This is a genomic window from Asticcacaulis currens, assembly GCF_028550395.1.
GTDB classification, from domain to species: Bacteria; Pseudomonadota; Alphaproteobacteria; order Caulobacterales; family Caulobacteraceae; genus Asticcacaulis; species Asticcacaulis currens.
In genome coordinates this window covers 1-25,201 of record NZ_JAQQKW010000013.1, presented here as the reverse complement: position 1 = coordinate 25,201, position 25,201 = coordinate 1, and the positions used below count along the sequence as shown (strand labels likewise).

The window sequence follows — 25,201 nt, the reverse complement described above, 5'->3', positions numbered from 1 at the left end:
TCTTTTCAGCAAGGCGGCGCTGCGGCCGGGTCGGACATCTATAAACCATACGGCTCTTAGCGTACATTGACAAAATCATCGTCCGATGGCGCCAATGTGGCAAGACTTATCCGAACGGAAATAGACTCGCTGGCCTTACCCGGAATGGTTTGCAACAGGGCGGTTTCGTCGCGTTGATAGACCAGTTCGAAGCGGGCGCAATCGTCCTTGTAGATGATGGACGCTTCCGAGCGCAGCCAGCGCTCGCGCAGCATGTCGCGGCTGATCTGACCCGAAACGCCCCAGTTGGACGTGAAGAAGTGCTGCCCGAACAGTTGCAGATCGTGATAGCCCTCGGTCGGCACCAGTTCACCATTGATAACGGTGAAGTTATAGTCGTTTTTCATGCCGCGCAGCGCCGTCTTGTCGTACTGATGGCGAATAGTCAGTTGTGTCGAGGCGCTGAAATAGCTGGCCCCGCTTTCGCCGCGTCGGATAGAGCCGTCATCGTCGATGCGCTGACGCGTATAGAGGCGCAGGCCCTTGCCCGTATCGACCTCGGCCTGCACCACCCAGTCGGATTTGGTATTGGCCAGGCTGGAGGCATCGTACCTGTAGGTCGTATTACCGATCTTATATGTCCGGAAGAAGTTTTCTTCCGGGTTTTCCCGAAAAGCCCGCCCGATCAGCGACGAGAAGCGGAAACCCGAGTCGTTGCTCAGTTGCGTCTTGAGGCCGATATTCAGGCGCTTGCCCCCTTCATAGAGGTCGAAACCGGGGGAGCGGTTGGCCTTGAACAGGGTCGTGTCGTCAAATTCGAAGGCATTGGAGTCTTCGTTGGTCAGGAAGGGCTCGATCTGCGAATCGGGCGACAGCGCCAGTTGCGCGATCGGCTCGACCACCATGGTCAGGCCGCTGAACTTGCGCAAAAGCGGGTAAGAGACGTCCAGACCCACTGTCCCGAGGCTGCGCGACACGCGACGGCTGTTCTTCTGGCCGGTCGGGATGGGGTAGTTGGCGGCGTAGTAGTCGCGTAGTAAATACTCGTCTTGTCGCGCTTCGAGGAAGGGCGCGATCTTGACCCCGCCGGGGGTGATCATGTCGCGCCGCCACGAGAGGCCGATATTGGCGCGCGCCGTATCGACGGGGCCGCGATTGTCAGGATTGGCGATATCGGGGGCGGGGAAGATATCTTCTGATGGCGTGGCCTTGCGAATGATCGACACGGCATTGGCCGACAGGGTCAGACGTCCGCCTAAGATCTCCTGATCCGGCGACCAGTAGGCGTCGATCATCGGAGCGACGGCGGGCTGGAAGCGATCACGCTGTGCCAGATAGAGCACCGGGCTTGTCGCCAGATCGGGGCTGAGACGATACTGCTCGGCGATACTCAGGCTCTGGAAGCTGATGAGTGAGGCGCTGAAGAAGGCCGTATCGGTCTGGCGTACCAGATTGATCTGGCTGATCAGGCGACGGGAATTGCTCGAAAAATCCCCGGCATAGGGGAAGCCTTCGTGGATCTTGTACCGCTCATAGAAATTGGAGATCGGCTGATCGACGGCGATGGCCTGCGAGGTCGGTGCCGCATCCGGTCCTGACCACGACAAAAGGCCGGGGCCGGTCTTGTCCCACACGCGCTGTGCGGTGAAGTTCCAGCGCCAGTCCTCATTGATGTCGAACTTGCCGTCCAGCAGCATATAGCCACGGTTGTCGCTTTCGCCCCATTTGCGCCCCTTATTGTCGAAAAAGCGCTCATTGGTGACGCCGAACCGCGTATGCAGGTCGCCGGAATAGAATCTGCGATGGACCTCAAGGTTCAGCAGCGGATTGAGATTGCTCGAAAATTCCGGGCTGATGATGATGTCCGTATAGGGCGACACCGCCCACAGATACGGCACTTCCAGCGTTGCTCCACGCCGCTGCGAATAGCCGGGCTTGGGCATCAGGAAGCCCGAGCTGCGTTTAGCCGTGACGTCGGCGTGCCACAGTATGGGCATATAAAAGACGGGTATGCCCTTGGCCTTGATAATGGCGTTGCGATAGATGACGACGCGGCGCTTCTTGTCCTGTGTAATCGACCCGGCCTGAATATGCCAGGTCGGTTCCTGCGTGACATTGTTCTTCACGCAGAGTTCGCAGGGCGTGAAGATGACTTCGGACAGGCGGTTGGTCTGTTCGTCGATCCGTTCGACCTTGTTGGCAAACAGCTTGGTGTTTTCCGTGTCGATATAGGCGATACGTTCGCCCGTACCGGCGGCGTGTTCGTTATCGACCTCAAGCCGGTCGGCATACTGCACCGAGCCGTCGGGATTGATTGTCTGCACATGGCCGCTGGCGACGGTCTTGCCCGTCGATTGATCGTAGCGCACCTCATCGGCGCGGATCAGGCGGCCTTCCCAGCGCATCTCGACCTTGCCGCGCGCCAGCATGATGTTTTCTTCGGGGGAGGTGACTTCATCCGCCGTGATGAAGGCCCCGTCTTCGCCCAGCCCGTCATCGGGCAGAGGCGGTTCGGACGTCTGCGGGCTGGCCGGGTTGTCCTTGCCGTTCAGGCGGTCGCGCTCGGCCTGAAGCGCCTGCGCTTCGGTCAGGCGCGCGGTCATCACCATGGGGGCGACCTGCGCGGACCCCGGGGCCTGCGCCGGGGGTGACGCCGGCTCGACAGCGGGGTGTGCCGCACTTTCCACCGCCGGGCTTGTCGCGGCTGCGGCGGTGACGACAGGGGTGGCAGCCGTCGCCACGTCGGGAAGCGGGGCGCTGGGGGTCGCCACCGGTTTCGGGGCCACGACCGCAGCGGGGGGCGCGGCCGCCTCGGCCACAGGCGTCGTCGTGTCGCTGTCGTCGGCAAAAAAGCGCACCCCTCTCAGGCGCAGTTCGCCGTCCGCCTCGGTCTCCGGACGCGCCGAAGCCTGCCCGCTGACGACGCCGGCCGCTACGAGGGTCAGGACTCCTACGCTCAGCTTGAGCGACGCTTTTCTCATATTGGGTGAACCTGATGCAGAGGGAACGCGAAACGCGGGTGGTCGGTGTCGCCCAAATCTAGCCGTCTTCGGTATAGACGAGCAAGGTCATGGCCGTCAAAAAGGCCACAAAAGGCGTCGCCCATCCGGCCAGAAACACCGGAATGACCTCCGCCTTGCCCAGAGAGCCGCAAAGCTGGTTGAGGAAAAACACCATAAAGCCCAGCACAATACCCGACAGGGTCAGCCGCGCCAGCCCGCCGATCCGCATCAGCCGCAGGCTGAAGGCGGCCCCCAGCGCGGTCATGGCGGCAAACATCAGCGGCGTCGCCAGCAACTGATGCAGACGCAGCACATAGCCCGCTGCCGAAAAGCCCGAGGCTTCGATTTCCGCGATGGTGCCGGGAAGCTGCCAGAAATTGGTCGATTGCGGCGCGGCGAAACGGCTGAAGGCCCGGTCGGGGCTCAGGTTCGAGCCGATAGACAGGGTATTGTAGTAGAGCGTGCTTTCGCCCGGCTTGCTGACTCGCGCGTTTTTAAGCTGCCAGGTGCCGGGGCGCAGGACCGCCTCAGAGGCGTCTATGCGCGTCAGAAAGCGCGGAATTTCCTTTTCGTCGAGCGCAAAGGTCCAGAAGCTGGCGTCCATCAGGCGACCGTCGGCGCTCTGCGTGCGGGCGCGGATGACGGTTTGCTGCTTGCCGTCCCCCTGACGCAGATACACTTCGTCCGTTTTGACGCGCGTGTCCGACTGCGTTTGCTGGGCGGCGAAGCGGTCATATTCGTCGGCCAGCAGGGTGGCGACCGGATTGAGCACCGTCACCGTCAGAGCACCCAGGATCGCCGCCATACCGGTCGCCGGCAGCACGAAGCGCCACGCCGACATGCCGGCGGCGCGCATGGCGATCAGTTCGGAGCGCCGGTTCAGCCCCACAAAGGCCGACAGTGTGCCGAACAGGAATGCGAAGGGCAGCAGGACGAGGATGATATTCGGCGATTTGAGCAGCAGAAGCCCGACGATCTGAAAGCTGGTCAGGTCGCCGCGTTGCCCCAGCGATTTCGATACCTCGACATAGTCGATCAGGAAGATGATACTGGACACCACCACTAGCGCCGTGCCGATGGCCATCAGGCAGCGCAGGATGATGTAGGTAGTCAGACGTTCGCCGCGCCACGGATTGACGTAGGCCAGCAGGTTCAAAAAGGCGGTGATCGGGTTCATGCCTGACCTCCGATCGGTGTCAGCTCGGTCAGGCCATGCACGCCTTTCGCCTTGCCGCGCACGCAGGTGCGGTCATTGCGCGCAATAATTGACAGACAGCCCCAGATCAGCGCGATGGGCACCACATATTGCAGGACATTGGCCACGGGCGTATTGGCGCAGCCCGCTTCGACGGCGAAACCGACAATACGGATACCGGCGGCGATAAAGGACACGGCGGCAATGCGCCGGGTATAGCCCTGACGGCTGAAACTGCCGCCCAGAACGCCCACGACCGCCAGAAGACAGAAGCCGAGATTATAGAGGGGGCCGGAAATGCGCGCGTGCCCCTCGGCCAGCAGTTTTTTCCAGTTGCCGTTCTCCCATTCCATGCCGCGGTTGGGAAAGAAGAGTTCGTGGATGTAGCGGTCGGAATCCTTGAAATGCAGATAGTCCTCGGAGACGACATATTGCGAAATATCGAAGGAGTATTCGGCGAAGGTCAGGTGGTTCAGCACGCCTTCGGGCGACAATTGCTGGGTCGATCCGTCGCGCAGCACCAGAACCTGCCCGCCCTTGGCCGGGGTGATGACGCGCCCTTCGCGCGCCGAATAGGTGCGGTCATTGCCGTTGGCCCCCGGTGTGCGGATGAAGATCTGCCGCAACAGCCCGCTCTGGTCGATGCGTTGCACATAGATGGTCATGCCGGAGCGGGTGGTCGAAAAGTCGCCTTCGCGCACGGCGGCGGCGATGACGTCGGTCTTGATCTTGAACAGTTCCTCACGCATGGCGCGCGAAGCGGCGGGCTGGATGAACAGGGTCATCAGCAGGCCCGTCAGGGTAATATATACCCCGAAGCGCACCACCGGGGAGGCGATGCGCCATAAGGACATGCCATTGGCATAGCCCGCTATGATTTCATGATCGTTGTGCAGGCGATTGAGCGCCACCAGCGTGCCGACAAAAATCGCTACTGGAAAGATCAGGCCCGACAATTGCGGCAGGGCAAGGAAGGTCACCTTGAGGAAGGTGCTCAGGCTCTGACCGCGCTCGACGATCACGTCGAACTGCGTCAGGGATTGCGACAAAATGGCAATGGCCGTCAGCGCGGCGATCGCGCCCAGAATCGGCGTGCGCATCTGGCGCGAGATATAACATTCGATCGTACGCAATGGACGGCCTGAAAGGGGGCGAAAATAAGGTCACGGCTTTAGGCGGCCGCTTTGTCCAAATCATGACATCCGGCGGCGGCAACGGCCTGTTTTGACCGCATCCGCTGGCAATAGCAAGCTATCAGCCCCGACGCAGGTGAAAAATCGGTTGGGCGTTTCGCCTGAGACGACTGTGACCGCCTTGCCACGGCCGGAGAAATGGTGCTTAAACGGGCGCAGATTACGGGTGCCCTTTGTCGCCAAGGTTTCTGAGGGCGGCCCGCCGCTTGTATCAGATGGAGTTTCCATGCACATCGAACTGTCTTCCGTCCGTCCCGCCGATGCCGCTCTGGCTGTTGTGGTGGGTGAAGGCCTGACCCTCAGCCCCGCCGCCGAGGCGCTTGAGGCCGCCACGGGCGGTTACTTCACCGGCGCGCTGAAAAAGACCGGCTTTACCGGCGCCAAAGGCAAGGTGCAGACCGTATCGGCTACTGCGGATCAGTCCTACACGGCTCTGGTGGCGCTGGGGGCCGGGCCTTTGGGTGAGCTTAAGGGGCAGGTGCTGGAATCGGTCGCGGGCAGCCTGTGGCATGGCCTGAAGGCGTCGGGCCTGACGGCGGTCGCGCTCGACCTGTCTGGCTTCACGGCGCAAGAGGTGGCGACGGTGCGCTTCGCCCTGACGCTGGCCGCCTATCGCTTCGACAAATATTTCGGTCAGGCCAAGCTGGATAAGCTCCCGGCGCTGAAGACGATCACGCTGGTGACGGCGGACGCGACGGCGGCCGAAGCGGCTTATCAACCGTTGAAAGCCGTAGCCGAGGGCATCATTCTGGCGCGCAATCTGGTGTCGGAGCCGCCGAACGTCCTCTATCCCGAATCCTATGCCGAAATCATCAGGGGTTATGAGACTCTGGGCCTCAAGGTTGAAGTGCTGGGCGAGGCCGAAATGAAGGCCTTGGGCATGAACGCGCTTCTGGGCGTGGGGCAGGGCTCGCGCAAGGAATCGAAGCTGGTCGTCATGCAATGGAACGGCGCGGGCGATGCGCAGCCCGTGGCCTTTGTGGGCAAGGGCGTGACCTTTGACACCGGCGGTATTTCCATCAAGCCCGCTGAGGGCATGGAAGACATGAAGTGGGATATGGGCGGTTCGGCCGCCGTGGTCGGGGCCATGGTGGCGCTGGCCGGGCGTAAGGCTAAGGTCAATGCCGTGGGTATCGTCGGTCTTGTCGAAAACATGCCGGATGGCAATGCCCAGCGTCCCGGCGACGTGGTGAAGGCCATGTCGGGCACCACGATCGAGGTTATCAATACCGACGCCGAAGGCCGCCTCGTTCTGGCCGACGCCCTGTGGTACTGTCAGGAACGCTTCAAGCCGCAGTTCATGATTGATCTGGCCACCCTGACCGGGGCCATGATCATTTCTCTGGGCATGGACTATGCCGGCGTCTTCTCCAACAATGACGATCTGGCCGACAAGCTGGCGAACGCATCGAAGTCGGTGTCGGAAAACACCTGGCGTATGCCGCTGCCGCCGCAGTACGAAAAGCAGATCGACTCCAAAATCGCCGACATCCGCAATATTGGCGGGCGTCCGGCGGGTTCGATCACGGCGGCCCTGTTCCTTCAGCGTTTCGTCAATGAGGTGCCGTGGGCGCATATCGACATCGCCCCGACCGCCTGGACCAATGAGCAGCGCCTGACCACCGTGCCGGAAGGCGGCACCGGCTTTGGCGTGCGCACGCTCAATGCGCTGGTTGAGGCCTATTACGAGCAGTAAGGCACGCCCCCTCTGACAAGAAGGGATACCATGACTCAGGTCTGGTTCTATCATCTCGAACGCACGCCGCTGAAGGCCGCCTTGCCGGACCTGTTGGAAAAGACCCTGCAGAAAGGCTGGAAGGCCTATGTGCTCGGGGCGGCGGGCGAGACGCTGGAGGGGCTGGATCAGCATCTGTGGGCCTATCGTGAGGAGGCCTTCCTGCCGCATGGGCTGGAAGGCGAGCCGCAGGCCGCGCGTCAGCCGGTCCTTCTGGGGGACAGCGGGGGCAATGCTAACGGGGCTGAGGTGCTGTTCTCGGTGTCGGCCATGAATTTGCCCGAACTGTCGCCCTATCAGAGATGTCTGATCCTGTTCGAGGGGCACGACGACACGCATCTGAACTGGGCGCGCGCCCAGTGGAAGACGCTGAAGGCCCAAAATCTCGATCTGGCCTACTGGAAACAAAACGACGAAGGTCGTTGGGAGAAGGTCCAATGATGAAAAAGATCGCGGCCGGTTCGGCCCTGTTGCTGTTGGCGGCCTGTTCGACGCCGGCCCCGCCACCGCCTTCACCGCCGCCGCCGCCGGTATCGCGCCCCACACCGCAAAAGCCGCCGGAAATGAAGCCGGTCGATACGGATCGTTGCGGGGCCACCGACCTGCAATATCTGATCGGCAAGCCGCGCACCCAGATCCCGGTGCCGCTGGAGCCTTCGAAGCGCCGTGTTCTGTGCTCGACCTGCGCGGCGACGATGGACTTCCGCTCGGACCGTCAGACGATTATTTTCGATACGGAGACGGGGATCATCAAGTCGGTCACCTGCGGCTAGAGCGCAATCCGATAAAGTGGATACCACTTTTCGGAAAAATTGCGCGACCACACAAAAACTTAGAGCCATTCGGCGGCTCAACTTAGCCGACGAATGCTCTAGGCAAATCGCGGTCTTTGGGCGCCTAGTTCGTCGCAAATCACGCAATTTGCGGACTTCTCTCCTCCCTGCGCGAAGCGCGGGGAGGGGGACCACGAAGTGGTGGAGGGGGGCGACTCTGCCAGATGAGCCAGCGAAGAGGCTACGGACTACAAACGTCGTGTCCGTGGGTGAAACCGAGTGATCCCCCTCCGCCTCGACGCGCTTCGCTTGCTCGGCACCTCCCCACGCTTCGCCCAGGGAGGAGATTAAAGCCCCGCCTCGGTTTTGGCCGTCTCATAGACTTCGGCGGCGTCCATCCAGTCGCCTTCCATCTTCACCAGATCGTCTTCCAGCTTGGCCTTTTCCTTGCCGAGCCTGACAGCCTCGGCCGGGGCCTTCACATAGATGTCCGGGTCCGAAAGTTTCAGGTCGATCATCTTGATCTTGTTGCCCAAGGTCTCAATCTGACGCTCAAGATCATCGGCCTTTTTCTTCAGCGGCGCGATGGCGTTACGGGCGGCGGCGGCGGCCTTGCGCGCCTCCTTGGTATTGACGCTGGCCGGCTTGTCCTTGGCGGCGGCCTGCGCTTCCTCGCGCGTCGCCGTCTTGGCGCGTTCGACCACCAGCTTGGCATAGTCGTCCATCGTGCCGGTATAGGTCTTCACCGTCCCGTCATTGACCAGCCACAGCTTGTCCGCCACCAGTTCGACCAGCGAGCGGTCGTGGGTGATGATCAGTACCGCGCCTTCATAATCGTTCAGCGCATCGAGCAGGGCGCGGCGCGAGTCGATATCAAGGTGGTTGGTCGGCTCATCGAGGATCAGCAGGTGCGGGCCGTCCATGGCCACCATGTTGAGCAGGAGGCGCGCGCGCTCACCGCCTGACAGGTCCTTCACCTTGGTTTCGACCTTTTCGACCGTCATGCCGAAGCTGCCCAGACGCCCGCGGCGCTTGGATTCGGTCTCATCCGGACGGGCGCGGCGCATCATCTCCAGAGGCGTGTCCTCCGGGTCCATGGCCTCGATCTGATGCTGATGGAACCAGGCGACGGTCATACGGCGGTCGCGCCACTGCGTGCCGTGCATTTCGGTCAGGGCTCCGGCCAGCAGCTTGGCAAAGGTCGATTTACCGGCCCCGTTGACCCCCAGAACCCCAATCCGATCATCGGGATCGAGCCGGATGTTGATGTTCCGAAGGATGACCGTATCCCCATAACCGACGCTGGCGTCGTCCAGACGCAGGATCGGCGGGGCCAGTTCCTTTTCAGGCGAGGGCAGGCGGAAGGGCGCGACGCGGTCCTGAATATTGGCGGCAATCGGCGGCAGCTTTTCCAGCTTCTTCATGCGCGACTGGGCCTGCGAGGCCTTCGATGCCTTGGCCCTGAACCGATCGACAAAGGCTTGAAGGTGGGCGCGTTCGGCCTCCTGCTTGGCGGCATTGGCGGCGTTGAGTCGAGCCTTTTCGGCGCGCATCCGCTCGAAAGTGTCGTAATTGCCGCTGTAATAGTCGAGCCTTTGCCCGACCACGTGCACGATGGCATCGACCGACTCGTTGAGCAGGTCGCGGTCGTGCGAGATCATCAGGGCGGCATTGGGGTAGCGTTTCAGCTTGGCTTCCAGCCACAGGGCCCCTTCGAGGTCGAGATAGTTGGTCGGCTCATCGAGCAGCAGCAGATCGGGCTCGGCAAGCAACGCCCCGGCCAAAGCTGCCCGCATCCGCCAGCCACCGGAAAAATCCGAGATGGGCCGCGTCAGGTCGGCATTGGAAAAACCCAGACCACTGAGGATTTCCGCAGCGCGCGACGGCGCACGGTCCGCGCCGATGGCGTAGAGGTCGTGGTGGATTTCCGCCTGCTGCATCGGATCGGCGGTTTCCAGCGCCTTCAGAAGACTGGCGCGGCGCGTGTCGATGGCCAGAACCGCGTCGATCAGGTGCTGCGGTGAGGCGGCGATTTCCTGATCGACACTGGCCACGCGCCAGCCCTTGGGCGTGGTGATTTCGCCGCCGCCGGGCTGCGACTTACCCAATATCAGCCCGAACAGGGTGGATTTGCCGACGCCATTCAGCCCCACCAGACCGGCCTTGGTTCCCGGCGTCAGGGTCAGGCTGGCGCCATCAAAGAAGCGACGGCCATAGGCGTCGTAGGTCAGGTTGGTGATCTGAAGCATGAGACTGTAAAAAACGTCGTAAAAAAGCGGTTGGCGTAAGCCGTCGGCCTCGCTATAAGCCGCCCCAACCTAAACGCAAGACAAAACGGATTTCCCATGTCCCGTACCTTCTCCATCCTGAAGCCCGACGCTACCCGCCGCAACATCACCGGCGCCGTCAACGCCGTGATCGAGGCCGCCGGCCTGCGCATCGTCGCTCAAAAGCGCGTTCACTTCACCAAGGCTCAGGCCGAGCGCTTTTACGGCGTCCACAAGGAGCGCCCCTTCTTCGGCGAACTGGTTGAGCAAATGACGGCCGCGCCGGTCGTCGTTCAGGTTCTGGAAGGCGAAAACGCCGTCGCCAAGTACCGTGAAGTGCTGGGCGCCACCAACCCGGAACAGGCCGCCGAAGGCACCGTCCGCAAGCTGTTCGCCCTGTCGATCGGTGAAAACACCGCGCACGGTTCGGACTCCGACGAAAACGCTGCCATCGAAATCGCGCAGTTCTTCTCGGAAGCCGAAATCGTCGGTTAATCTGAGGCCTATTGCCGAAACTTAAAAACCCCGCAGGTACGCCCGGCGGGGTTTTTTATTAGAGCGATGTGCGGAAAAGTGTGAGCGGTTTTCCGTAAGAACATCGCGACAAAACAAAAATTTAGAGCGAAATGGCGTTTCCACCTAAGTCATTTCGCTCTAGCCACGAAAAACACGAAAAGCATAAAAAGGCTGCGCGCCCAAGGTTGACCGCGTTGTTCGTGATTTTCGTGTTTTTCGTGGCTAAATCCTTTGGCCGCGACCCTAATCCAGTTCAACCACCTCGACGCGGGTGCCGTTGAGCACCAGCGCCAGTTCGCCCTTTTTCAGCTTGATGGCGTCGTCGCCGAACACCTTGCGCCGCCAGCCTTCGAGCGCCGGGACATTGGCCTTGTCATCCAGTGCGATCTTTTCCAGATCGGCCACGGAGGCGATCAGTTTCGGGGCCACACCTTCGTCTTCGCAGCGCACGCGCAGCAGCACCTTCAGAAGTTCCACCACGCTGGCCGGGACCTGCACCGGCGGCGGGGCCTTATCGACCTTAGGCGCGTACTTTTCCGGCTCGGCCAGAGCCGTCTGGATCACCTCGCACAGTTCGATGCCGAATTTGGACGCCCCGAAGCCCTTGGGGGTCGAACGCAGGCGGTCAAAGGCCGCCGCATCGGTGGGCAGTTGGGTGGCGATTTCGTCCACGCCCTCGTCCTTGAGGATGCGGCCGCGCGGCTGATCGCGCTCCTGCGCCACGCGCTCGCGCCACGCCGCGACCTCCTTGAACACCGCCATGTATTTGAGCGAGGGCTTGCGCGGACGCAGGCGCTTCCAGGCGTCGTCCGGCGAGGTGTTATAAAGCTTCGGATCGGTCAGATCGGCCATTTCGGCGGCGACCCATTCGTAGCGGTTCTGGGCTTTCAGCTTTTCGACCAGCTTCGGATAGAGCTTGGCCAGATGCGTCACATCGCCCAGCGCGTACTGCAATTGCTGCTCGGACAGGGGGCGGCGCGACCAGTCGGTGAAGCGCGAGCCCTTGTCGATATCGACCTTGATCACCTGACGGACCAGCGAATCGTAGGCCACCTGATCGCCGAAGCCCGCCGCCATGGCCGCGACCTGCGTGTCGAAGACCGGGGCGGGCATGGCCCCCAGATTGTTGAAGATTTCCACGTCCTGACGGCAGGCGTGGAAAACCTTGAGGATGGCCGGATCGGTCAGCAGGTCCAGAAACGGCTGAAGATCGAGGTCAGGGGACAGGGGGTCGATAATGCCCGCGTGGTCTTCCGAAGCCGCCTGTATCAGGCACAGCTTGGGCCAGTAGGTGGTTTCGCGCATGAACTCCGTATCGACGGTGATGAACGGGGCACTGGCGATTTTGGCGCAGAAGTCGGTGAGGGCGGCGGTCGTGGTGATGGTGGGCATAAAGACGACTTTGTGCGTGAAGTGCGACGGGGATGCCCGTCTTTTTCCACGGCGATGAAGAGGGAAGACCGCACGGCGGCAATCCGGCGCACGATTTGACGATTTTGCGAATAGCTATAGCAAGTTTTTGCGGGACGAAAAGCGTCAAGCCGGTTATAGAGCGCGCAAATCACCCTCAAATCGCTTTCCGGCGCGCACACTTAAGGTTAGCTTTTATGACCGAGCCCCAATCCAACGGCCTTACCTATGCCCAGTCCGGCGTCGATATCGACGCGGGCGAAGCGCTTGTGGACGCCATCAAACCGCTGGCCAAGGCCACGCGCCGCCCCGGTGCCGAGGCCAGCCTGGGCGGGTTCGGTGCCCTGTTCGATCTGAAGGCCGCGGGCTATGACGACCCGCTGATCGTCACGACGACGGACGGCGTGGGCACCAAGCTGCGTATCGCCATCGACACCAACCGCCACGACACGGTGGGTATCGACCTGGTGGCCATGTGCGTCAACGATCTGCTGGCGCAAGGGGCGGAGCCCCTGATGTTCCTCGACTATTACGCGACGTCGAAGCTGGACGTCGATACGGCGCGCCGCGTCGTGGCCGGCATTGCCGAAGGCTGCAAGCGCGCGGGCTGCGCGCTGGTGGGCGGCGAAACCGCCGAAATGCCCGGCATGTACGAGGGCGAAGACTACGATCTGGCCGGGTTCAGCGTCGGCGCGGTCAACCGCGACAAGGTGCTGCCGAAGCTGGAGGCACAGGCGGCGGGCGATCTGATCATCGCTCTGGGCTCGTCGGGGCCGCACTCCAACGGCTATTCGCTGATCCGCAAGGTGGTGGAGCGCTCGGGCCTGAGCTGGGCCGACGATGCGCCGTTTGCCACCGAAAAATCGCTGGCTCAGGCCCTGCTGGAGCCGACGCGCATCTATATTTCGTCGGTTCTGCCGCTGATGAAGGCGGGTCTGGTTACCGGCGGGGCGCATATCACGGGCGGCGGCCTGATCGAAAACCCCGGCCGCGCCATTGCCGAGGGTCTGAAGGCCGAGTTCGATTTCGACGGCTGGACCTTCCCGCCGGTCTTCCAGTGGCTGATGCAGACGGGCAATATCGACACACACGAAATGCTACGCACCTTTAACTGTGGTGTTGGCTTCGTGCTCTATGTGAAGCCGCACAATGCCGACGCGGTGCTGGCGGCGCTGCTCAATGCGGGCGAAGACGCCTTTATTTGCGGCCAGTTGGTCGCGGAATAGGCATACACCTCCCCAGCTTGCTGGGGTATAGCGCCAGCGAAAGTATAGCTTTCGTCAGCGTTGGGACCGCACGATGCCGCATGTATGCGGCGAGATGCGGTGGTGGGGGGCAGCGCAAGCTGCGAAAGCACTGCGTTGTTGGTGCTTATCCGAGCCCCCCTCCGTCATCCGCTCCGCGGATGCCACCTCCCCCAAACAGGTTGGGGGAGTAGGAGGACTGCATGACGCACAAAACCAGAATCGCCATTTTCATCTCCGGACGGGGGTCCAATATGATGGCCCTTGTCGAAGCTGCCAAAGCCCCGGACTTTCCGGCCGAATGTGTCGTGGTGGTGTCCAACGATCCTGCCGCCGCCGGGCTTGAGTGGGCCGCGTCGCAAGGCATCGAGGCGCTGGCCGTTGATCACAAGCCCTTCGGCAAGGACCGCGAGGCGCATGAGCGCGCCATCGACGCTGAGTTGCGGGCACGTGGCGTCGAATTCATCTGTCTGGCCGGCTATATGCGTATCCTGACGCCGTGGCTGGTGACGCAGTGGGAGGGACGGATGATCAATATTCACCCGTCATTGCTGCCGAAATACAAGGGCCTGCACACCCACGAACGCGCCATAGACGCCGGGGATGCCGAGGCCGGGTGCAGCATCCACTGGGTGTCCGCCGGGGTGGACGAGGGGGCCTTGATCGCTCAGGCCCGCGTGCCGATCCTTGAGGGCGATACGCCCGATACGCTGGCGGCGCGGGTGCTGACAGAGGAACACCGGCTCTATCCCGCCGCCGTGCGCGATATTCTAACAAAAATGTAATCCGGCCGCTGTTAAGGTTTCTTGCGCAACAAAGGCGCTCATGTAAAGTCCGCAGCCTGTTATAAATTTACACAGGATGCGCTCGCATGTCGCTGAAATCCGTCCTTACCTACGGGGCCGCCTTTGCGCTGGCCGCCGTCATGGCTCCTGCCGCGCCGGGTACGGCTCTGGCCGACGAAGGCATGTGGACCTTCGACAACTTCCCCTCCGCCAAGGTCAAGGAGACATACGGTGTGACGCTCGATAAGGCGTGGATGGACAAGGTGCAGGCCGCGGCGGTGCGCCTGTCGGGCTGCTCGGCCTCAGTGGTGTCGCCGGACGGTCTGGTGCTGACCAATGCCCACTGCGTGATTGCCTGTGCGCAGGACCTGTCTACGCCGCAGACGGATTACGTCAGTGACGGCTTCGTGACCAAGGCGCGAACCGAGGAAAAGACCTGCCCCGGTCAGACGGCGGAAATCCTTTTGTCGATCACCGACGTGACCAAGGACATCAATGCCGCCACCAAGGGCCTGACCGGCGGCGATTTCGTCAAGGCGCAGAACGTCAAGTCGGCTGAGCTGGAAAAGGCCGGGTGCGGCGACGACAAGACGATCCGTTGTCAGGTGATCAGCTTCTATCAGGGCGGCGAGTACAAGCTCTATAAGTACCGTCGCTACACCGATGTGCGTCTGGTCTTCTATCCGGAATATAAGGCCGCCTTCTTTGGCGGTGACCCCGACAATTTCAACTTCCCGCGCTACAACCTCGATTCCGGCTTCCTGCGCCTGTACGAGAATGGTCAGCCGGTGAAGACGCCGCAGCACCTCAAATTCGCCACGACGGCGCCCAAGGAAAACGAGCTGGTGCTGGTGGCGGGTAACCCCGGTTCGACCAGCCGTCTGTTGACCGTCTCTCAGCTTGAAACCCTGCGCGATGTGACCATTCCGACCCAGCAACTGATGCGCTCGGAACTGCGCGGCCGCCTGATCCAGTTTGGCGCCGAATCTGAGGCCAACAAGAAGATCACCGTCGATACCCTGACCAGCCTCGAAAACGGCTTCAAGGTCTTCTATGGTCAGCAACTGGCGCTTCAGGACCCCAAGGTCATGGAGGCCAAGCGCGCCGAGGAAGTCGCCCTGAAGGCGGGTATGAGCGCGGAGGACAAGGCGCTCTATGGCGATCCGTGGGCCGATCTGTCGGCGGTTCAGGTGGCGGCCAAGGACCTCTATCTGCCCTACTATTTCCTCGACTCGTCGCTCAATTCGTCGAGCCTCTTCTCCTATGCCCGCACCCTGGTGCGTGCCGCCAGGGAGCGCGCCAAGCCGTCGGCCGAGCGCCTGCCGGAATTTGCCGATACGCGCCTGCCGCTGGTGGAAAAGCGCCTTCTGGATAAGGCGAACATCATCCCGGCGCATGAGCGCATCTTCCTCGAATTCCGCCTGCTCAAGGCGCGCGAATATCTGACCACCGATAACGCCATCACCCAGTTGATGCTGGGCAAGGAATCGCCCGAAGGCCTGTCGAAGCGCCTGATCGAAGGCACGAAGCTGGGTGATCCGGCGGTGCGCAAGGCCCTGTGGGAGGGTGGTCTGGCGGCCATTCAGGCCTCTGATGACCCGATGATTCAGTATGCGCTGAAAATCGACGATCAGGCTCTGGCGCTACGCAAGGAATACGAAGCCAGGGTTTCGGGCCCGACGCGCATCGCCGCCGAAAAGGTCGCCAAGATCCGCTTCAAGGCCTACGGCAACTCGACCTATCCGGACGCGACCTTCTCGCTGCGCCTGTCCTATGGCAAGGTGACGGGCTGGACCTATCGCGGTCAGACCGTGCCGGCCTTTACGCAGTTCGCGGGCCTTTATGACCGTGCCACGGGCAACGACCCCTATGAGCTGTCGCCGAAGTTTGCCGCCGCCAAGGGCAAGATCGACCCGAAGATCGTCTATAACTTCTCCTCGACCAACGACATCATCGGCGGCAATTCCGGCTCGCCGGTGATCAATGCCAAGGCCGAAGTCGTGGGCGCGGCCTTTGACGGCAATATCCATTCTCTGGGTGGTGCGTACTACTACGACGGTACGATCAACCGCACCGTCACCGTGGCCTCGACCGCCATCCTTGAAGCGCTGGACAAGGTCTATGACCAGAAGGCGCTGGTGAAAGAACTGACCGGTAAGTAAGTCAAAATCGCCTCCCTGTGCCGAAGGCATGGGGAGGTGGCAGGCTGCGAAGCAGACTGACGGAGGGGGATTGCGCCTTCGTCGGTTACGCGCGCGGCCCCTTGAAATCAGATAAGGCCGGGAATCGCGTCCCCGGCCTTTTTCCGTGTCATCCCCCTCCGCCTCGCAAGCTCGGCACCTCCCCATTGCTGCGCAACAGGGAGGAGAGGGGCAGACCTCAATAACTTCCCATTTTCAGGTTGAGTTTCAGCGCATTGGCCAGCGCCTTGGCGCGTTTGCGGGTCTGTTCGCCCAGGAGCAGGTCTTCCCAGCCGCTCTTGGCCTCCAGCACCAGATCGCGGCCCTGCTGCGTCAGGTGGGCGTGGCTGAGCAGGGCGCCCGACTTGGCCGAAAGGTCGCAGCCCAGCCGCAGGGCCAGACCCAGCCGTGTGGCCCGCTCAAGCCCGTCATCGCCTAGAATACGGCTGATCAGCACCGGCTCCTTGGTATAGGCGTCGCCGGAATAGCGGGTGAACAGGGTCGAGGCGAGGAAGACGCGCTCGGCGTGGTTCTGCCCCGGAATGGGGGCACGCAGCACCTGATCGCAGACGAGGTCGGCGCGGTGGTCGGGGTGCAGCAGCGCGCCCATGTCGGCCAACTTGGAGGCCGCGCGGATCAGACGCACATCCGGTATGTCGATGCCGGAGGTGGTATCGTAGAAATCGCATACCCACTGGGCCAGAGCCGGCCCCATATCGTTGCTGATGCCCTGACGCGCCCCCAGAGCAGCGCAGCCTTCGATCAGCGGGTCGCGCTTTTGTACGGCCTTCGGCAGTTGTTCAAACAGGACGCCTTCGCGCAGACCGTTGGCCGAGAAGTTGATGGTGTCGAAGCCGAAGGTTTCGATCAGGGCCTGAAGCACCAGAGCCGCATAGGCCAGATGCTCCATGCGCCGCTTGGTGACGCCGCGGATGCGTTCCAGCGAGGCGGGCGACTGGGTAGCGATCAGGCGGCAGATATTGAGGGCTTCGCGCGCGGGCAGCTCAAATTGCTGAACGATCTGAAGCGGATAGTTGGCCTTCTGCATCCAGATGATGGCGAGGTTGCGCCACGCACCGCCGACTGCATGAAAGGTTGCAAACTGAAAGCGATCCTTGTGCGGCGTCAGAACCTCACGGATGCGCGTCAGGGTCTTGTCGATATCGACCGCCGCTGGAGCCCCCAGCGCAAACGGCCCCAGGGGCAGGGTAATGCCTTTGAAGGCGTTTTCACCTTGCAGATCAATCAGTTCAAGGCTCGAGCCGCCGAGGTCGCCCACCACGCCGACCGCATCATCATGGCCGCACAGCACGCCCAGCGCCGAGTAATAGGCCTCTTCGGCCCCGCTGAGGACGCGCACCTTGAAGCCCGTTTCGGCCTCAATAGTTTGCACCATGTCCGGGCCGTCTTCGGCCTCACGGATGGCAGCGGTCGCCACGGCGTGCACCTGCGACAGGGGGTAGGAATCAACGATAAAGCGAAAGCGTTTCAGCGCGATCAGCGTGTCACGGCAGCCCGACGGGCTCAGGCGGCCGCTGCTCATCAGTTCACGCCCCAGCCCGGCCAGCACCTTCTCATTGTGCACCGGCCAGATCGAGCGACCCTCGACGCGATAGATGACCAGACGCACCGAGTTGGACCCGATGTCGATGACGGCCGTGTAGTAGGCGGCGGGCAGGGCCGTCGCGGCGGGAAGGGGGGCAAAGCTACTTTCGGGCACCGACATGATCAAACGCTTGGGGGAGATCCTTGACGCCGCGACCTCTACCGGACAGCGACGGGTTTGTCATGAAGTATTCGTGGGCGGAGAAGGGCGCATCGAGGCCGGTCGTATCAAAGCGCGTATAGGTGCCGTCTGACGACAGGTTCCACGACTGCGCCTCGTCATTGAGGTTGGCGACCATGATCTGATCTAGCACCTGACGGTGGACGGTGGGATTGTCCACCGGGATCAGGGTCTCGACACGGCGGTCCAGATTGCGGCTCATCCAGTCGGCGGAGGAGATGAAGACGCGGGCCTGATCCGACGGCAGGGCGTGGCCGTTGGCAAAGCAGACGATGCGCGTGTGCTCCAAGAAGCGCCCGACGATCGACTTGACGCGGATATTGTCCGAATAGCCCGCCACGCCCGGACGCAGGCAGCAGATGCCGCGGATGACGAGGTCGATCTGCACCCCGGCCTGCGAGGCCTGATAGAGCTTGCGGATGATCACCGGATCGACCAGCGAATTCATCTTGGCCCAGATTTGCGCGGGCTTGCCGGCGCGGGCATTGGCGATTTCCTGTTCGATCAGATAGATCAGCCCCTGCTTCAGCGTCACGGGCGAAAAGTAGAGCTTTTCCATCACGTCCGGGCGGGCATAGCCGGTGATGAAGTTGAAGACGCGCATGGCGTCGCGCCCCAGCGCCGGGTCGGCGGTAAACAGGCTCAGGTCCGTATAGACCTTGGCCGTCACCGGGTGATAGTTGCCGGTGCCGAAGTGGCAATAGGTGCGCAGGGCCTCGCCTTCGCGGCGCGCCACGACGCTCAGCTTGGCGTGGGTCTTGTACTCCACAAAGCCATAGACGACGTGCACGCCCGCGCGTTCCATGGCGCGGGCCCAGCGCAGATTGGCCTCTTCGTCAAAGCGCGCCTTGATTTCGACCAGCGCCGTGACGTTCTTGCCCTGCTCGGCGGCTTCGATGAGGGCCGCGACGATGGGCGAGTCCTTTGAGGTGCGGTAAAGCGTCTGTTTGATGGCGATGACGTTGGGGTCGCGCGCCGCCTGCCGCAGGAACTGCACCACAGCGTCGAAACTTTCAAACGGGTGGTGGACCAGAATGTCCTTTTCGCGGATGGCCGAGAAGATGTCCCCGGCATTGTCGCGGATGCGTTCCGGGAAGCGCGGCGTGTAGGGCTTGAATTTCAGGTCGTTACGGTCGGGCGGGATAAGCTGCGACAGCTCGGACATGCCCAGAATGCCATCGACAATGGTCACGTCCTGCGGCTGGGCGTGCAACTGCTCGATGATGAATTCGCGCAGGTCTTCGGGCATGGAGGCGCCGAACTTGACGCGCACCACCGAACCGAGGCGGCGCTGCTTCAGCAGGGCCTCGAACTCACGCACCAGGTCTTCGGCCTCTTCCTCGATTTCGATGTCCGAGTCGCGGATGATGCGGAAGACGCCTTTGCCCAGAATATCGAAGCCGGGGAAGATCTGCTGGGCGAACATGACCACCATGCCCTCCAGCGTGACGAATTTGCGCCGCGTGTTCTGACCGCGCGAATTGCCGCCAATCTCCCAGAAGCGACGCACGCCCGTGGGGATGGGCACCAGCGCGTAGAGCACCTTGGCATCGGCCCGGCGTTGCAGTTTCAGCGCGATACAGAAGCCAAGATTGGGTATGAAGGGGAAGGGGTGCGCCGGGTCGATGGCGAGCGGCGTCAGCACGGGGAAAAGCTGCTCATGGAAGCGCTTTTCCAGCCACGCCGTGTCGGTCTTGGTGACCTCCTTGTGATCCAGCAGGATCAGGCCATTGGCCGAAAGCTCGGCCTTCAGCTTGGACCAGATGGTCTGCTGCTTGTTCATCAGGGCCTGAGCGACCTTGTTGACGGCCTCAAGCTGTTCGGCCGGGGTGTGGCCGTCTTCGGACAGGATACGCACGCCTTCGCGCACCTGACCCTGAAGACCGGCGACGCGCACCATGTAGAATTCATCGAGATTGTTGGCCGAAATCGACAGGAAGCGCAGCCGCTCCAGCAACGGGTGGCGCGGATTTTCGGCCTCTTCGATCACCCGCTTGTTGAAAGCCAGCCACGACAGTTCGCGGTTGATATAGAGCGCATCGCCCAGCGCCTCGTCCGAGGTCAGGTCAATTTGAGACTCTGGCTGAGGCTCAGCCGCCGCCGGCGCGTTCGTGCGGATGATGTCATTGACGGTTTCGGAGGCGGGCATAGCGGTTCAGAATCCTTTTTATTATGCGCTTTGGCCCAACTAAATCTCATCCCAATCGTCGAACCAAGTCATATTTTCACTCGTCTCGATAAATTGACGGGCCAGAGACCGGGTAAAGGCGCGGCCATTGGCATATGCCTCAAGACCCGTGACAATTTTTTGGGCGTGTGCCACGGAGCGCTCCATGCGGCGGCTGAGATATTCCAGCACGTCGTCGGATGGCGTGATGACGCGCGCTTCAAACAGCTTCTTCAGCACGCTTTTCAGCAGGCTATCGTCCGGTTCCGGCATATCGACGACGCGCATGGCCTTCAGCCGCGACTCGAAATCGGGCACACGGATGGTCCATTGCGCCGGGTGCAGCCGTGACAGCAGCAACAGGCGGCCGTTCGCCGCCGTGCGGTTATAAAGGTGGAACAGGACCTCCTGATCGAAATTTTCGGCCTCATCAACCACGAACCGGGTGGCGGTGTCGGGTACGGGCACGCCGGGGCTCAGCCAGTGCGCCCCGTGCGTTTCAGCAAACACATGGCCGGCGTGGGTCTTGCCGGTGCCGGCTGGTCCGGTCAGCACCAGATGCGGGTTCAGCCATTCGGCGGGCGGCCTCAGAAGGTCGAACAGGGCGCGATTGGCGTCGGAGACGACAAAGTTCGCCGCCGCATAGGGGGCAGGCAGGGACAGGTCGAGCGGGTACTGATGCGCCATGCGCTTAACTTAGGAAGATGGGGCGCAGAAGGCAATCGGCAGGCGCATTATGGCTTTGGGTCGTTTCGGGGACTAATCTGGGGAAAAGCTACTACGGATAGACACGGAAGGCCCGAGCAGATCAAGGCGTGTGGGTCTGACTATCCGTGCAATCGCCGCAGGCGATCATCCGTGTGCATCCGAGGTTAAAATCCAAAAAAACATCTCACTTGCAAAATAAAATGAAATTCGGGGGCGGCTTTTTGCCGGGAGTCCGGACACAAGTCTTGACAATCCGCCCCTGTCATGTGCCCTAGCCCCCAACCGTTTTTTGAGCCGGATTCAGAGACTCACAATGCATAGTTACCGTACCCATACCTGCGGCGCGCTGCGCGCCACCGACGCCGGCGCCGAGGTGCGCGTGTCGGGCTGGATTCACCGCAAGCGCGACCACGGCGGCCTGTTGTTCATCGATCTGCGCGACCATTACGGCCTGACGCAACTGGTGTTCAATCCGGACAGCGCGGGCTTTGCCAAGGTTGAACGCTTGCGCGCTGAAAGCGTTATCCGCGTCGATGGCAAGGTGGTGGCGCGGGATGAGGCGACTGTCAATCCCAACCTGCCGACCGGGGCTATCGAAGTCGTGGTGTCGGATATCGAAGTGCTGTCCGAAGCCGCCGAGCTGCCGCTGCCGGTGTTCGGGGAGCCCGAATATCCCGAAGAAATCCGACTGAAAAACCGCTTCCTCGACCTGCGTCGCGAAACCCTGCACAAGAACATCGTGCTGCGCTCGCGCGTCATTCAGTCGATCCGTAACCGTATGGTGGCGCAGGGTTTTCTGGAATACCAGACCCCCATCCTGACGGCCTCGTCACCCGAAGGGGCGCGCGACTTCCTGGTGCCGTCGCGTCTGCATGCGGGCAAGTTCTACGCCCTGCCGCAAGCGCCGCAGCAGTTCAAGCAGTTGCTGATGGTGTCGGGTTTCGACCGCTATTTCCAGATCGCCCCGTGCTTCCGTGACGAAGACCTGCGCGCCGACCGTTCGCTGGAATTCTATCAGCTCGATATCGAGATGAGCTTTGTGACGCAGGAAGACGTGTTCGCGGCCATCGAGCCGGTGATGCACGGCCTGTTTACCGAGTTCGGTGAAGGCAAGCGCGTGTCCAGCTATCCGTTCCAGCGCATCCCCTACAAAGAGTCCATCGCCAAGTACGGCTCGGACAAGCCCGACCTGCGCAACCCGATCGAGATGCAGGACGTGTCGGAGCATTTCCGCGGCGGCGGCTTTGGCCTCTTCGCGCGTATCCTCGAAAACAGCGCCAATGCCGTGTGGGCCATTCCGGCCCCCAAGGGCGGCTCGCGCGCCTTCTGCGACCGCATGAATTCGTGGGCGCAGGGCGAGGGCCAGCCGGGCCTCGGCTACATCTTCTGGTCCGAGGATCAGGGCGCGTGGGGCGGCCCCATCGCCAAGAACCTCGGCAACGACGCCACCACGGCGCTGATGACGGCTCTGGGTCTGGGGCAGGGCGACGCGGCCTTCTTCGTGGCTGGCGACCCCAAGGTCTTCTACAAGTTCGCCGGTCTGGCGCGCACCAAGGTCGGCACCGATCTCAACCTGGTGGACGAGGATCAGTTCCGCTTCTGCTGGATCGTCGATTTCCCGATGTTCGAGTACAATGAGGACGAGAAGAAGGTCGATTTCTCGCACAACCCCTTCTCCATGCCGCAGGGCGAGATGGAGGCGCTCCTCACCAAGGACCCGCTCGACATTCTGGCCTATCAGTACGACATCGTCTGCAACGGCTATGAGCTGTGCTCCGGCGCGATCCGGAACCACAAGCAGGAGATCATGCTTAAGGCCTTTGAGATCGCGGGCTATGGGGCCGATGTGGTCGAAAGCCAGTTTGGCGGGATGCTCAACGCCTTCAAGTACGGCGCGCCGCCGCACGGTGGTCTGGCCCCCGGTATCGACCGCATTGTGATGTTACTGGCCGGTCAGACGGCGATCCGCGAGGTCATCGCCTTCCCGCTGAACCAGCAGGGGCAGGACGTGATGATGAGCGCGCCGTCGGAGGTGACGGAGAAGCAGTTGAAGGAACTGCATATCCGGACGCAACTGCCGATCAAGGTGAGCTGATGTGAATGGGGTGTGGGGTCCGTGACCCCACAAACCTTTTTACTTTCAAAATAAAAGCCTGCCGGAAACCGGCAGGCTTTTATTTTGAATATATGAAGACTTGGGGCCGCAGGCCCCAAACCCCATAGGTTTAGCACACCGGAACGCGGATACCCTTCGGTGCCACGGTCGTCTTGTCGCCGCAGGCCTGATCCATCATGCGCTGGGTGATGCCGCGCGCCGACGCCATCTCGGCCCCGGAGAAGTTGACGCCGCTCAGATTGGCACCCGCAAAATTGGCCCCTTCGAGATAGGCCCCGACGAAATTGGCATTGGTCAGATTGGTGCGCGCGAAATTGGCATGGCCGAACAGCGAGCCAAACCCGTTAAGGTCACGCAGGTCACCGCCCGCAAAGGTCGTACCGTTATAGATGCCGCTCGACAGGTCCGCCTGACGCAGGCGCGCTCCCGCAAAGTTCTTGCCTTTCAGCGTCTTGCCGGAGAAATCGGCCTGAAACAGGTTGCAGCCGGGGCAGGATGCGCCCGAGCCTGCACGGTCGATCTGCACAGGGTTTTGCGCCGAAGCGGGAAGGGCAAACAGCGAAAGCGCGGCCACAGCCAGAGCGATGCGTTTCATGATGGGACACCTCTTATGGTTTCGCTTGTCTTAAGCAAGAACGGGGCCTGCGCCTATACCCCGCCCATAAACCGGGGGTATAAGAGCGGTTTACAAAACCCCTCATTCCCGGTAAAGCCGCTTTCATGTTTCAGATGACCGCCACCAAAGCCACTACCAAGCCGACCCGCTTCGCGGGGCCGGTCCGGTCGTGCTGACGGTGTAAGCCAAGGCATCTGGACGAAGCCCCGCGGAACGCGCGGGGCAGGTTTCACAGAAAACCCAACACCTCGCGCCTCCCGCCAAACCTTTTTGACGCAGGAGACGTGACCTATGAACGATCAATCCCATTATACGCAGTTTCCCAATGTGGGGATAGTTGGCGCCACCGGCCTGGTCGGCGGCATGATGCTGTCCATTCTGGCTGAACGCCGCTTTCCGCTGAACAAGCTGCGCCTGTTTGCCTCGGCCCGCTCGGCCGGCAGTCGGGTGACCTTCGCAGACCGTGAAATCGTGGTGGAGGACGCTTCCGCCGCCGACTATAGCGGCCTCGATATCGTCTTCTTCTCGGCGGGCGGTTCGACCTCAAAGGCGCTGGCCGAAAAGGTGGCCGCCGCCGGGGCCATCGTCATCGACAATTCGTCGGCCTGGCGCAGCGATTCCGACGTGCCGCTGGTGGTGGCTGAGGTCAATCCGCACGCCCTGCGCAACGTCCCCAAGGGCATTATCGCCAATCCCAACTGCACGACCATGGCGGCCATGCCGGTCCTGAAGCCGCTGCACGAGGCGGCGGGGCTGAAGCGCCTGATCGCCAGCACCTATCAGGCCGTGTCCGGCGGCGGCATGGAAGGGGTCGAAATCCTGCGTGATCAGATCGTGGCGGGTGCCGACGCCTGCGCCGCTCTGGCGCAGGACGGGACGGCGGTCGATTTGGGAACGGTGCGCAAATGGGCCGTGCCGATCGCCTATAATGTCGTGCCGCTCAACTACGTGCTTGGCGAGGACGGTTATACGGAAGAGGAACTGAAGCTGCGCGACGAAAGCCGCAAGATCCTTGACATCCCTGAGTTGCAGGTAGCGGCGACCTGCGTGCGCGTGCCGGTCTTTACGGGCCATTCCCTGTCGATCAATGCCGAATTCGAGCGCCCGATGACGCCGGAGGCGGCGCTGGCCCTGCTGGCCGAAGCCCCCGGCGTCGAACTTGCCGACGTGCCCAATCCGCTGGCCGTCACCGGGCGCGATCCGGTGCAGGTGGGCCGCATCCGCCGCGATCCGACCGTGGCGCACGGCCTGACTTTGTTCGTCAGCGGCGACAACCTGCGCAAGGGCGCGGCGCTCAATGCCGTGCAGATTGCCGAAGAATGGCTGAAACAAAAGGCCTGGGCGTAAGACCCATATACCTCCCCAGCTTGCTGGGGAGGGGGACCGCGCCCGAAGGGCGGGGTGGTGGGGTAATGCGGTTCACTTAAGAATCATTCAGTAAAATATATGAGCCAGGATGGTGATTCGTTCATCATTCTGGCTTTACTTTCATGCGCGCTCGCATTGGGCATCATGTTGATTTAACGGCT

General features: G+C 61.9%; 18 protein-coding genes. 9 read left to right on the top strand and 9 right to left on the bottom strand.

Annotated features, from left to right (window positions below; all coding sequences use genetic code 11):
- Positions 1-56: 56 nt before the first annotated feature.
- From PQU94_RS16610 to lptF, 3 genes are read right to left on the bottom strand one after another with little or no spacing between them, the layout of a single operon-like run.
- Positions 57-2,960, bottom strand: coding sequence for an LPS-assembly protein LptD (locus tag PQU94_RS16610; RefSeq protein ID WP_272742553.1), 2,904 nt, complete (start codon positions 2,958-2,960; stop codon positions 57-59).
- A 58-nt stretch (positions 2,961-3,018) separates the two neighbouring features.
- Entirely contained in the window at positions 3,019-4,158 is a 1,140-nt protein-coding gene (locus PQU94_RS16605; RefSeq protein ID WP_272742552.1) for an LptF/LptG family permease, read from the bottom strand.
- Positions 4,155-5,309: an LPS export ABC transporter permease LptF gene (lptF, locus tag PQU94_RS16600; protein ID WP_272742551.1), complete on the bottom strand. Its 1,155-nt coding sequence runs from the start codon at positions 5,307-5,309 to the stop codon at positions 4,155-4,157. Before lptF ends, PQU94_RS16605 begins: the two co-directional genes overlap by 4 nt.
- A gap of 286 nt (positions 5,310-5,595) precedes the next feature.
- On the opposite strand from lptF, the gene PQU94_RS16595 reads away from it, so the two are divergent.
- Genes PQU94_RS16595 through PQU94_RS16585 form a run of 3 tightly spaced genes read left to right on the top strand, consistent with a single transcriptional unit; the run spans position 5,596 to position 7,877 of the window.
- The gene (locus PQU94_RS16595; RefSeq protein WP_272742550.1) at positions 5,596-7,065 is read left to right on the top strand and encodes a leucyl aminopeptidase; all 1,470 of its coding nucleotides are present in this window, start codon (positions 5,596-5,598) and stop codon (positions 7,063-7,065) included.
- Positions 7,066-7,095: 30 nt separating this feature from the next.
- Positions 7,096-7,545: a DNA polymerase III subunit chi gene (locus tag PQU94_RS16590; RefSeq protein WP_272742549.1), complete on the top strand. Its 450-nt coding sequence runs from the start codon at positions 7,096-7,098 to the stop codon at positions 7,543-7,545.
- Complete coding sequence (locus PQU94_RS16585; RefSeq protein WP_272742548.1) at positions 7,542-7,877, top strand: proteinase inhibitor i78; 336 nt, start codon at positions 7,542-7,544, stop codon at positions 7,875-7,877. The genes PQU94_RS16590 and PQU94_RS16585 overlap by 4 nt, the downstream gene beginning before the upstream one ends.
- Before the next feature lie 347 nt (positions 7,878-8,224).
- On the opposite strand, the gene PQU94_RS16580 is transcribed toward PQU94_RS16585, so the two are convergent.
- Positions 8,225-10,126 carry an ABC-F family ATP-binding cassette domain-containing protein gene (locus PQU94_RS16580; protein ID WP_272742547.1) on the bottom strand — a complete coding sequence of 634 codons (1,902 nt, stop codon included), beginning with the start codon at positions 10,124-10,126 and terminating at the stop codon, positions 8,225-8,227.
- Positions 10,127-10,222: 96 nt separating this feature from the next.
- Here PQU94_RS16580 and ndk point away from each other — a divergent pair, with 96 nt between their 5' ends.
- Positions 10,223-10,639, top strand: coding sequence for a nucleoside-diphosphate kinase (gene ndk, locus PQU94_RS16575; RefSeq protein ID WP_013480483.1), 417 nt, complete (start codon positions 10,223-10,225; stop codon positions 10,637-10,639).
- Positions 10,640-10,903: 264 nt separating this feature from the next.
- Here ndk and rnd read toward each other — a convergent pair whose 3' ends face one another.
- Positions 10,904-12,052: a ribonuclease D gene (gene rnd, locus PQU94_RS16570; protein WP_272742546.1), complete on the bottom strand. Its 1,149-nt coding sequence runs from the start codon at positions 12,050-12,052 to the stop codon at positions 10,904-10,906.
- A 215-nt stretch (positions 12,053-12,267) separates the two neighbouring features.
- On the opposite strand from rnd, the gene purM reads away from it, so the two are divergent.
- The 3 genes from purM (at position 12,268) to PQU94_RS16555 (ending at position 16,261) form a co-directional block, all read left to right on the top strand.
- Positions 12,268-13,296, top strand: a complete 1,029-nt coding sequence (gene purM / locus PQU94_RS16565) for a phosphoribosylformylglycinamidine cyclo-ligase (RefSeq protein WP_272742545.1) — start codon at positions 12,268-12,270, stop codon at positions 13,294-13,296.
- A 221-nt stretch (positions 13,297-13,517) separates the two neighbouring features.
- The gene (purN, locus tag PQU94_RS16560; protein WP_272742544.1) at positions 13,518-14,099 is read left to right on the top strand and encodes a phosphoribosylglycinamide formyltransferase; all 582 of its coding nucleotides are present in this window, start codon (positions 13,518-13,520) and stop codon (positions 14,097-14,099) included.
- Positions 14,100-14,185: 86 nt separating this feature from the next.
- Positions 14,186-16,261 carry a S46 family peptidase gene (locus PQU94_RS16555; protein WP_272742543.1) on the top strand — a complete coding sequence of 692 codons (2,076 nt, stop codon included), beginning with the start codon at positions 14,186-14,188 and terminating at the stop codon, positions 16,259-16,261.
- Between the two features lie 217 nt (positions 16,262-16,478).
- On the opposite strand, the gene PQU94_RS16550 is transcribed toward PQU94_RS16555, so the two are convergent.
- From PQU94_RS16550 to PQU94_RS16540, 3 genes are read right to left on the bottom strand one after another with little or no spacing between them, the layout of a single operon-like run.
- Complete coding sequence (locus tag PQU94_RS16550; RefSeq protein ID WP_272742542.1) at positions 16,479-18,005, bottom strand: Ppx/GppA family phosphatase; 1,527 nt, start codon at positions 18,003-18,005, stop codon at positions 16,479-16,481.
- On the bottom strand, positions 17,986-20,214 hold the full coding sequence (locus PQU94_RS16545; protein ID WP_272742541.1) for an RNA degradosome polyphosphate kinase: 2,229 nt from the start codon (positions 20,212-20,214) through the stop codon (positions 17,986-17,988). Before PQU94_RS16545 ends, PQU94_RS16550 begins: the two co-directional genes overlap by 20 nt.
- 39 nt (positions 20,215-20,253) lie before the next feature.
- Entirely contained in the window at positions 20,254-20,919 is a 666-nt protein-coding gene (locus PQU94_RS16540; protein WP_272742540.1) for a P-loop NTPase family protein, read from the bottom strand.
- Between the two features lie 334 nt (positions 20,920-21,253).
- Here PQU94_RS16540 and aspS point away from each other — a divergent pair, with 334 nt between their 5' ends.
- Positions 21,254-23,035 (top strand): aspartate--tRNA ligase, encoded by a 1,782-nt coding sequence (aspS, locus tag PQU94_RS16535; RefSeq protein ID WP_272742539.1) that lies wholly within the window; start codon positions 21,254-21,256, stop codon positions 23,033-23,035.
- 130 nt (positions 23,036-23,165) lie between these two features.
- Here aspS and PQU94_RS16530 read toward each other — a convergent pair whose 3' ends face one another.
- A complete protein-coding gene (locus PQU94_RS16530; RefSeq protein WP_272742538.1) occupies positions 23,166-23,651 on the bottom strand; it encodes a pentapeptide repeat-containing protein in 486 nt (161 codons plus the stop codon).
- Positions 23,652-23,963: 312 nt separating this feature from the next.
- On the opposite strand from PQU94_RS16530, the gene PQU94_RS16525 reads away from it, so the two are divergent.
- A complete protein-coding gene (locus PQU94_RS16525) occupies positions 23,964-25,019 on the top strand; it encodes an aspartate-semialdehyde dehydrogenase (protein WP_272742537.1) in 1,056 nt (351 codons plus the stop codon).
- Positions 25,020-25,201 lie beyond the last annotated feature (182 nt).

Bases quoted from the DNA above. Each gene is read 5' to 3' on its own strand.
- PQU94_RS16610 (WP_272742553.1), bottom strand. From the start codon at position 2,960: ATGAGAAAAGCGTCGCTCAAGCTGAGCGTAGGAGTCCTGACCCTCGTA.
- PQU94_RS16605 (WP_272742552.1), bottom strand. From the start codon at position 4,158: ATGAACCCGATCACCGCCTTTTTGAACCTGCTGGCCTACGTCAATCCG.
- PQU94_RS16595 (WP_272742550.1), top strand. From the start codon at position 5,596: ATGCACATCGAACTGTCTTCCGTCCGTCCCGCCGATGCCGCTCTGGCT.
- PQU94_RS16590 (WP_272742549.1), top strand. From the start codon at position 7,096: ATGACTCAGGTCTGGTTCTATCATCTCGAACGCACGCCGCTGAAGGCC.
- PQU94_RS16585 (WP_272742548.1), top strand. From the start codon at position 7,542: ATGATGAAAAAGATCGCGGCCGGTTCGGCCCTGTTGCTGTTGGCGGCC.
- PQU94_RS16580 (WP_272742547.1), bottom strand. From the start codon at position 10,126: ATGCTTCAGATCACCAACCTGACCTACGACGCCTATGGCCGTCGCTTC.
- ndk (WP_013480483.1), top strand. From the start codon at position 10,223: ATGTCCCGTACCTTCTCCATCCTGAAGCCCGACGCTACCCGCCGCAAC.
- rnd (WP_272742546.1), bottom strand. From the start codon at position 12,052: ATGCCCACCATCACCACGACCGCCGCCCTCACCGACTTCTGCGCCAAA.
- purM (WP_272742545.1), top strand. From the start codon at position 12,268: ATGACCGAGCCCCAATCCAACGGCCTTACCTATGCCCAGTCCGGCGTC.
- purN (WP_272742544.1), top strand. From the start codon at position 13,518: ATGACGCACAAAACCAGAATCGCCATTTTCATCTCCGGACGGGGGTCC.
- PQU94_RS16555 (WP_272742543.1), top strand. From the start codon at position 14,186: ATGTCGCTGAAATCCGTCCTTACCTACGGGGCCGCCTTTGCGCTGGCC.
- PQU94_RS16550 (WP_272742542.1), bottom strand. From the start codon at position 18,005: ATGTCGGTGCCCGAAAGTAGCTTTGCCCCCCTTCCCGCCGCGACGGCC.
- PQU94_RS16545 (WP_272742541.1), bottom strand. From the start codon at position 20,214: ATGCCCGCCTCCGAAACCGTCAATGACATCATCCGCACGAACGCGCCG.
- PQU94_RS16540 (WP_272742540.1), bottom strand. From the start codon at position 20,919: ATGGCGCATCAGTACCCGCTCGACCTGTCCCTGCCTGCCCCCTATGCG.
- aspS (WP_272742539.1), top strand. From the start codon at position 21,254: ATGCATAGTTACCGTACCCATACCTGCGGCGCGCTGCGCGCCACCGAC.
- PQU94_RS16530 (WP_272742538.1), bottom strand. From the start codon at position 23,651: ATGAAACGCATCGCTCTGGCTGTGGCCGCGCTTTCGCTGTTTGCCCTT.
- PQU94_RS16525 (WP_272742537.1), top strand. From the start codon at position 23,964: ATGAACGATCAATCCCATTATACGCAGTTTCCCAATGTGGGGATAGTT.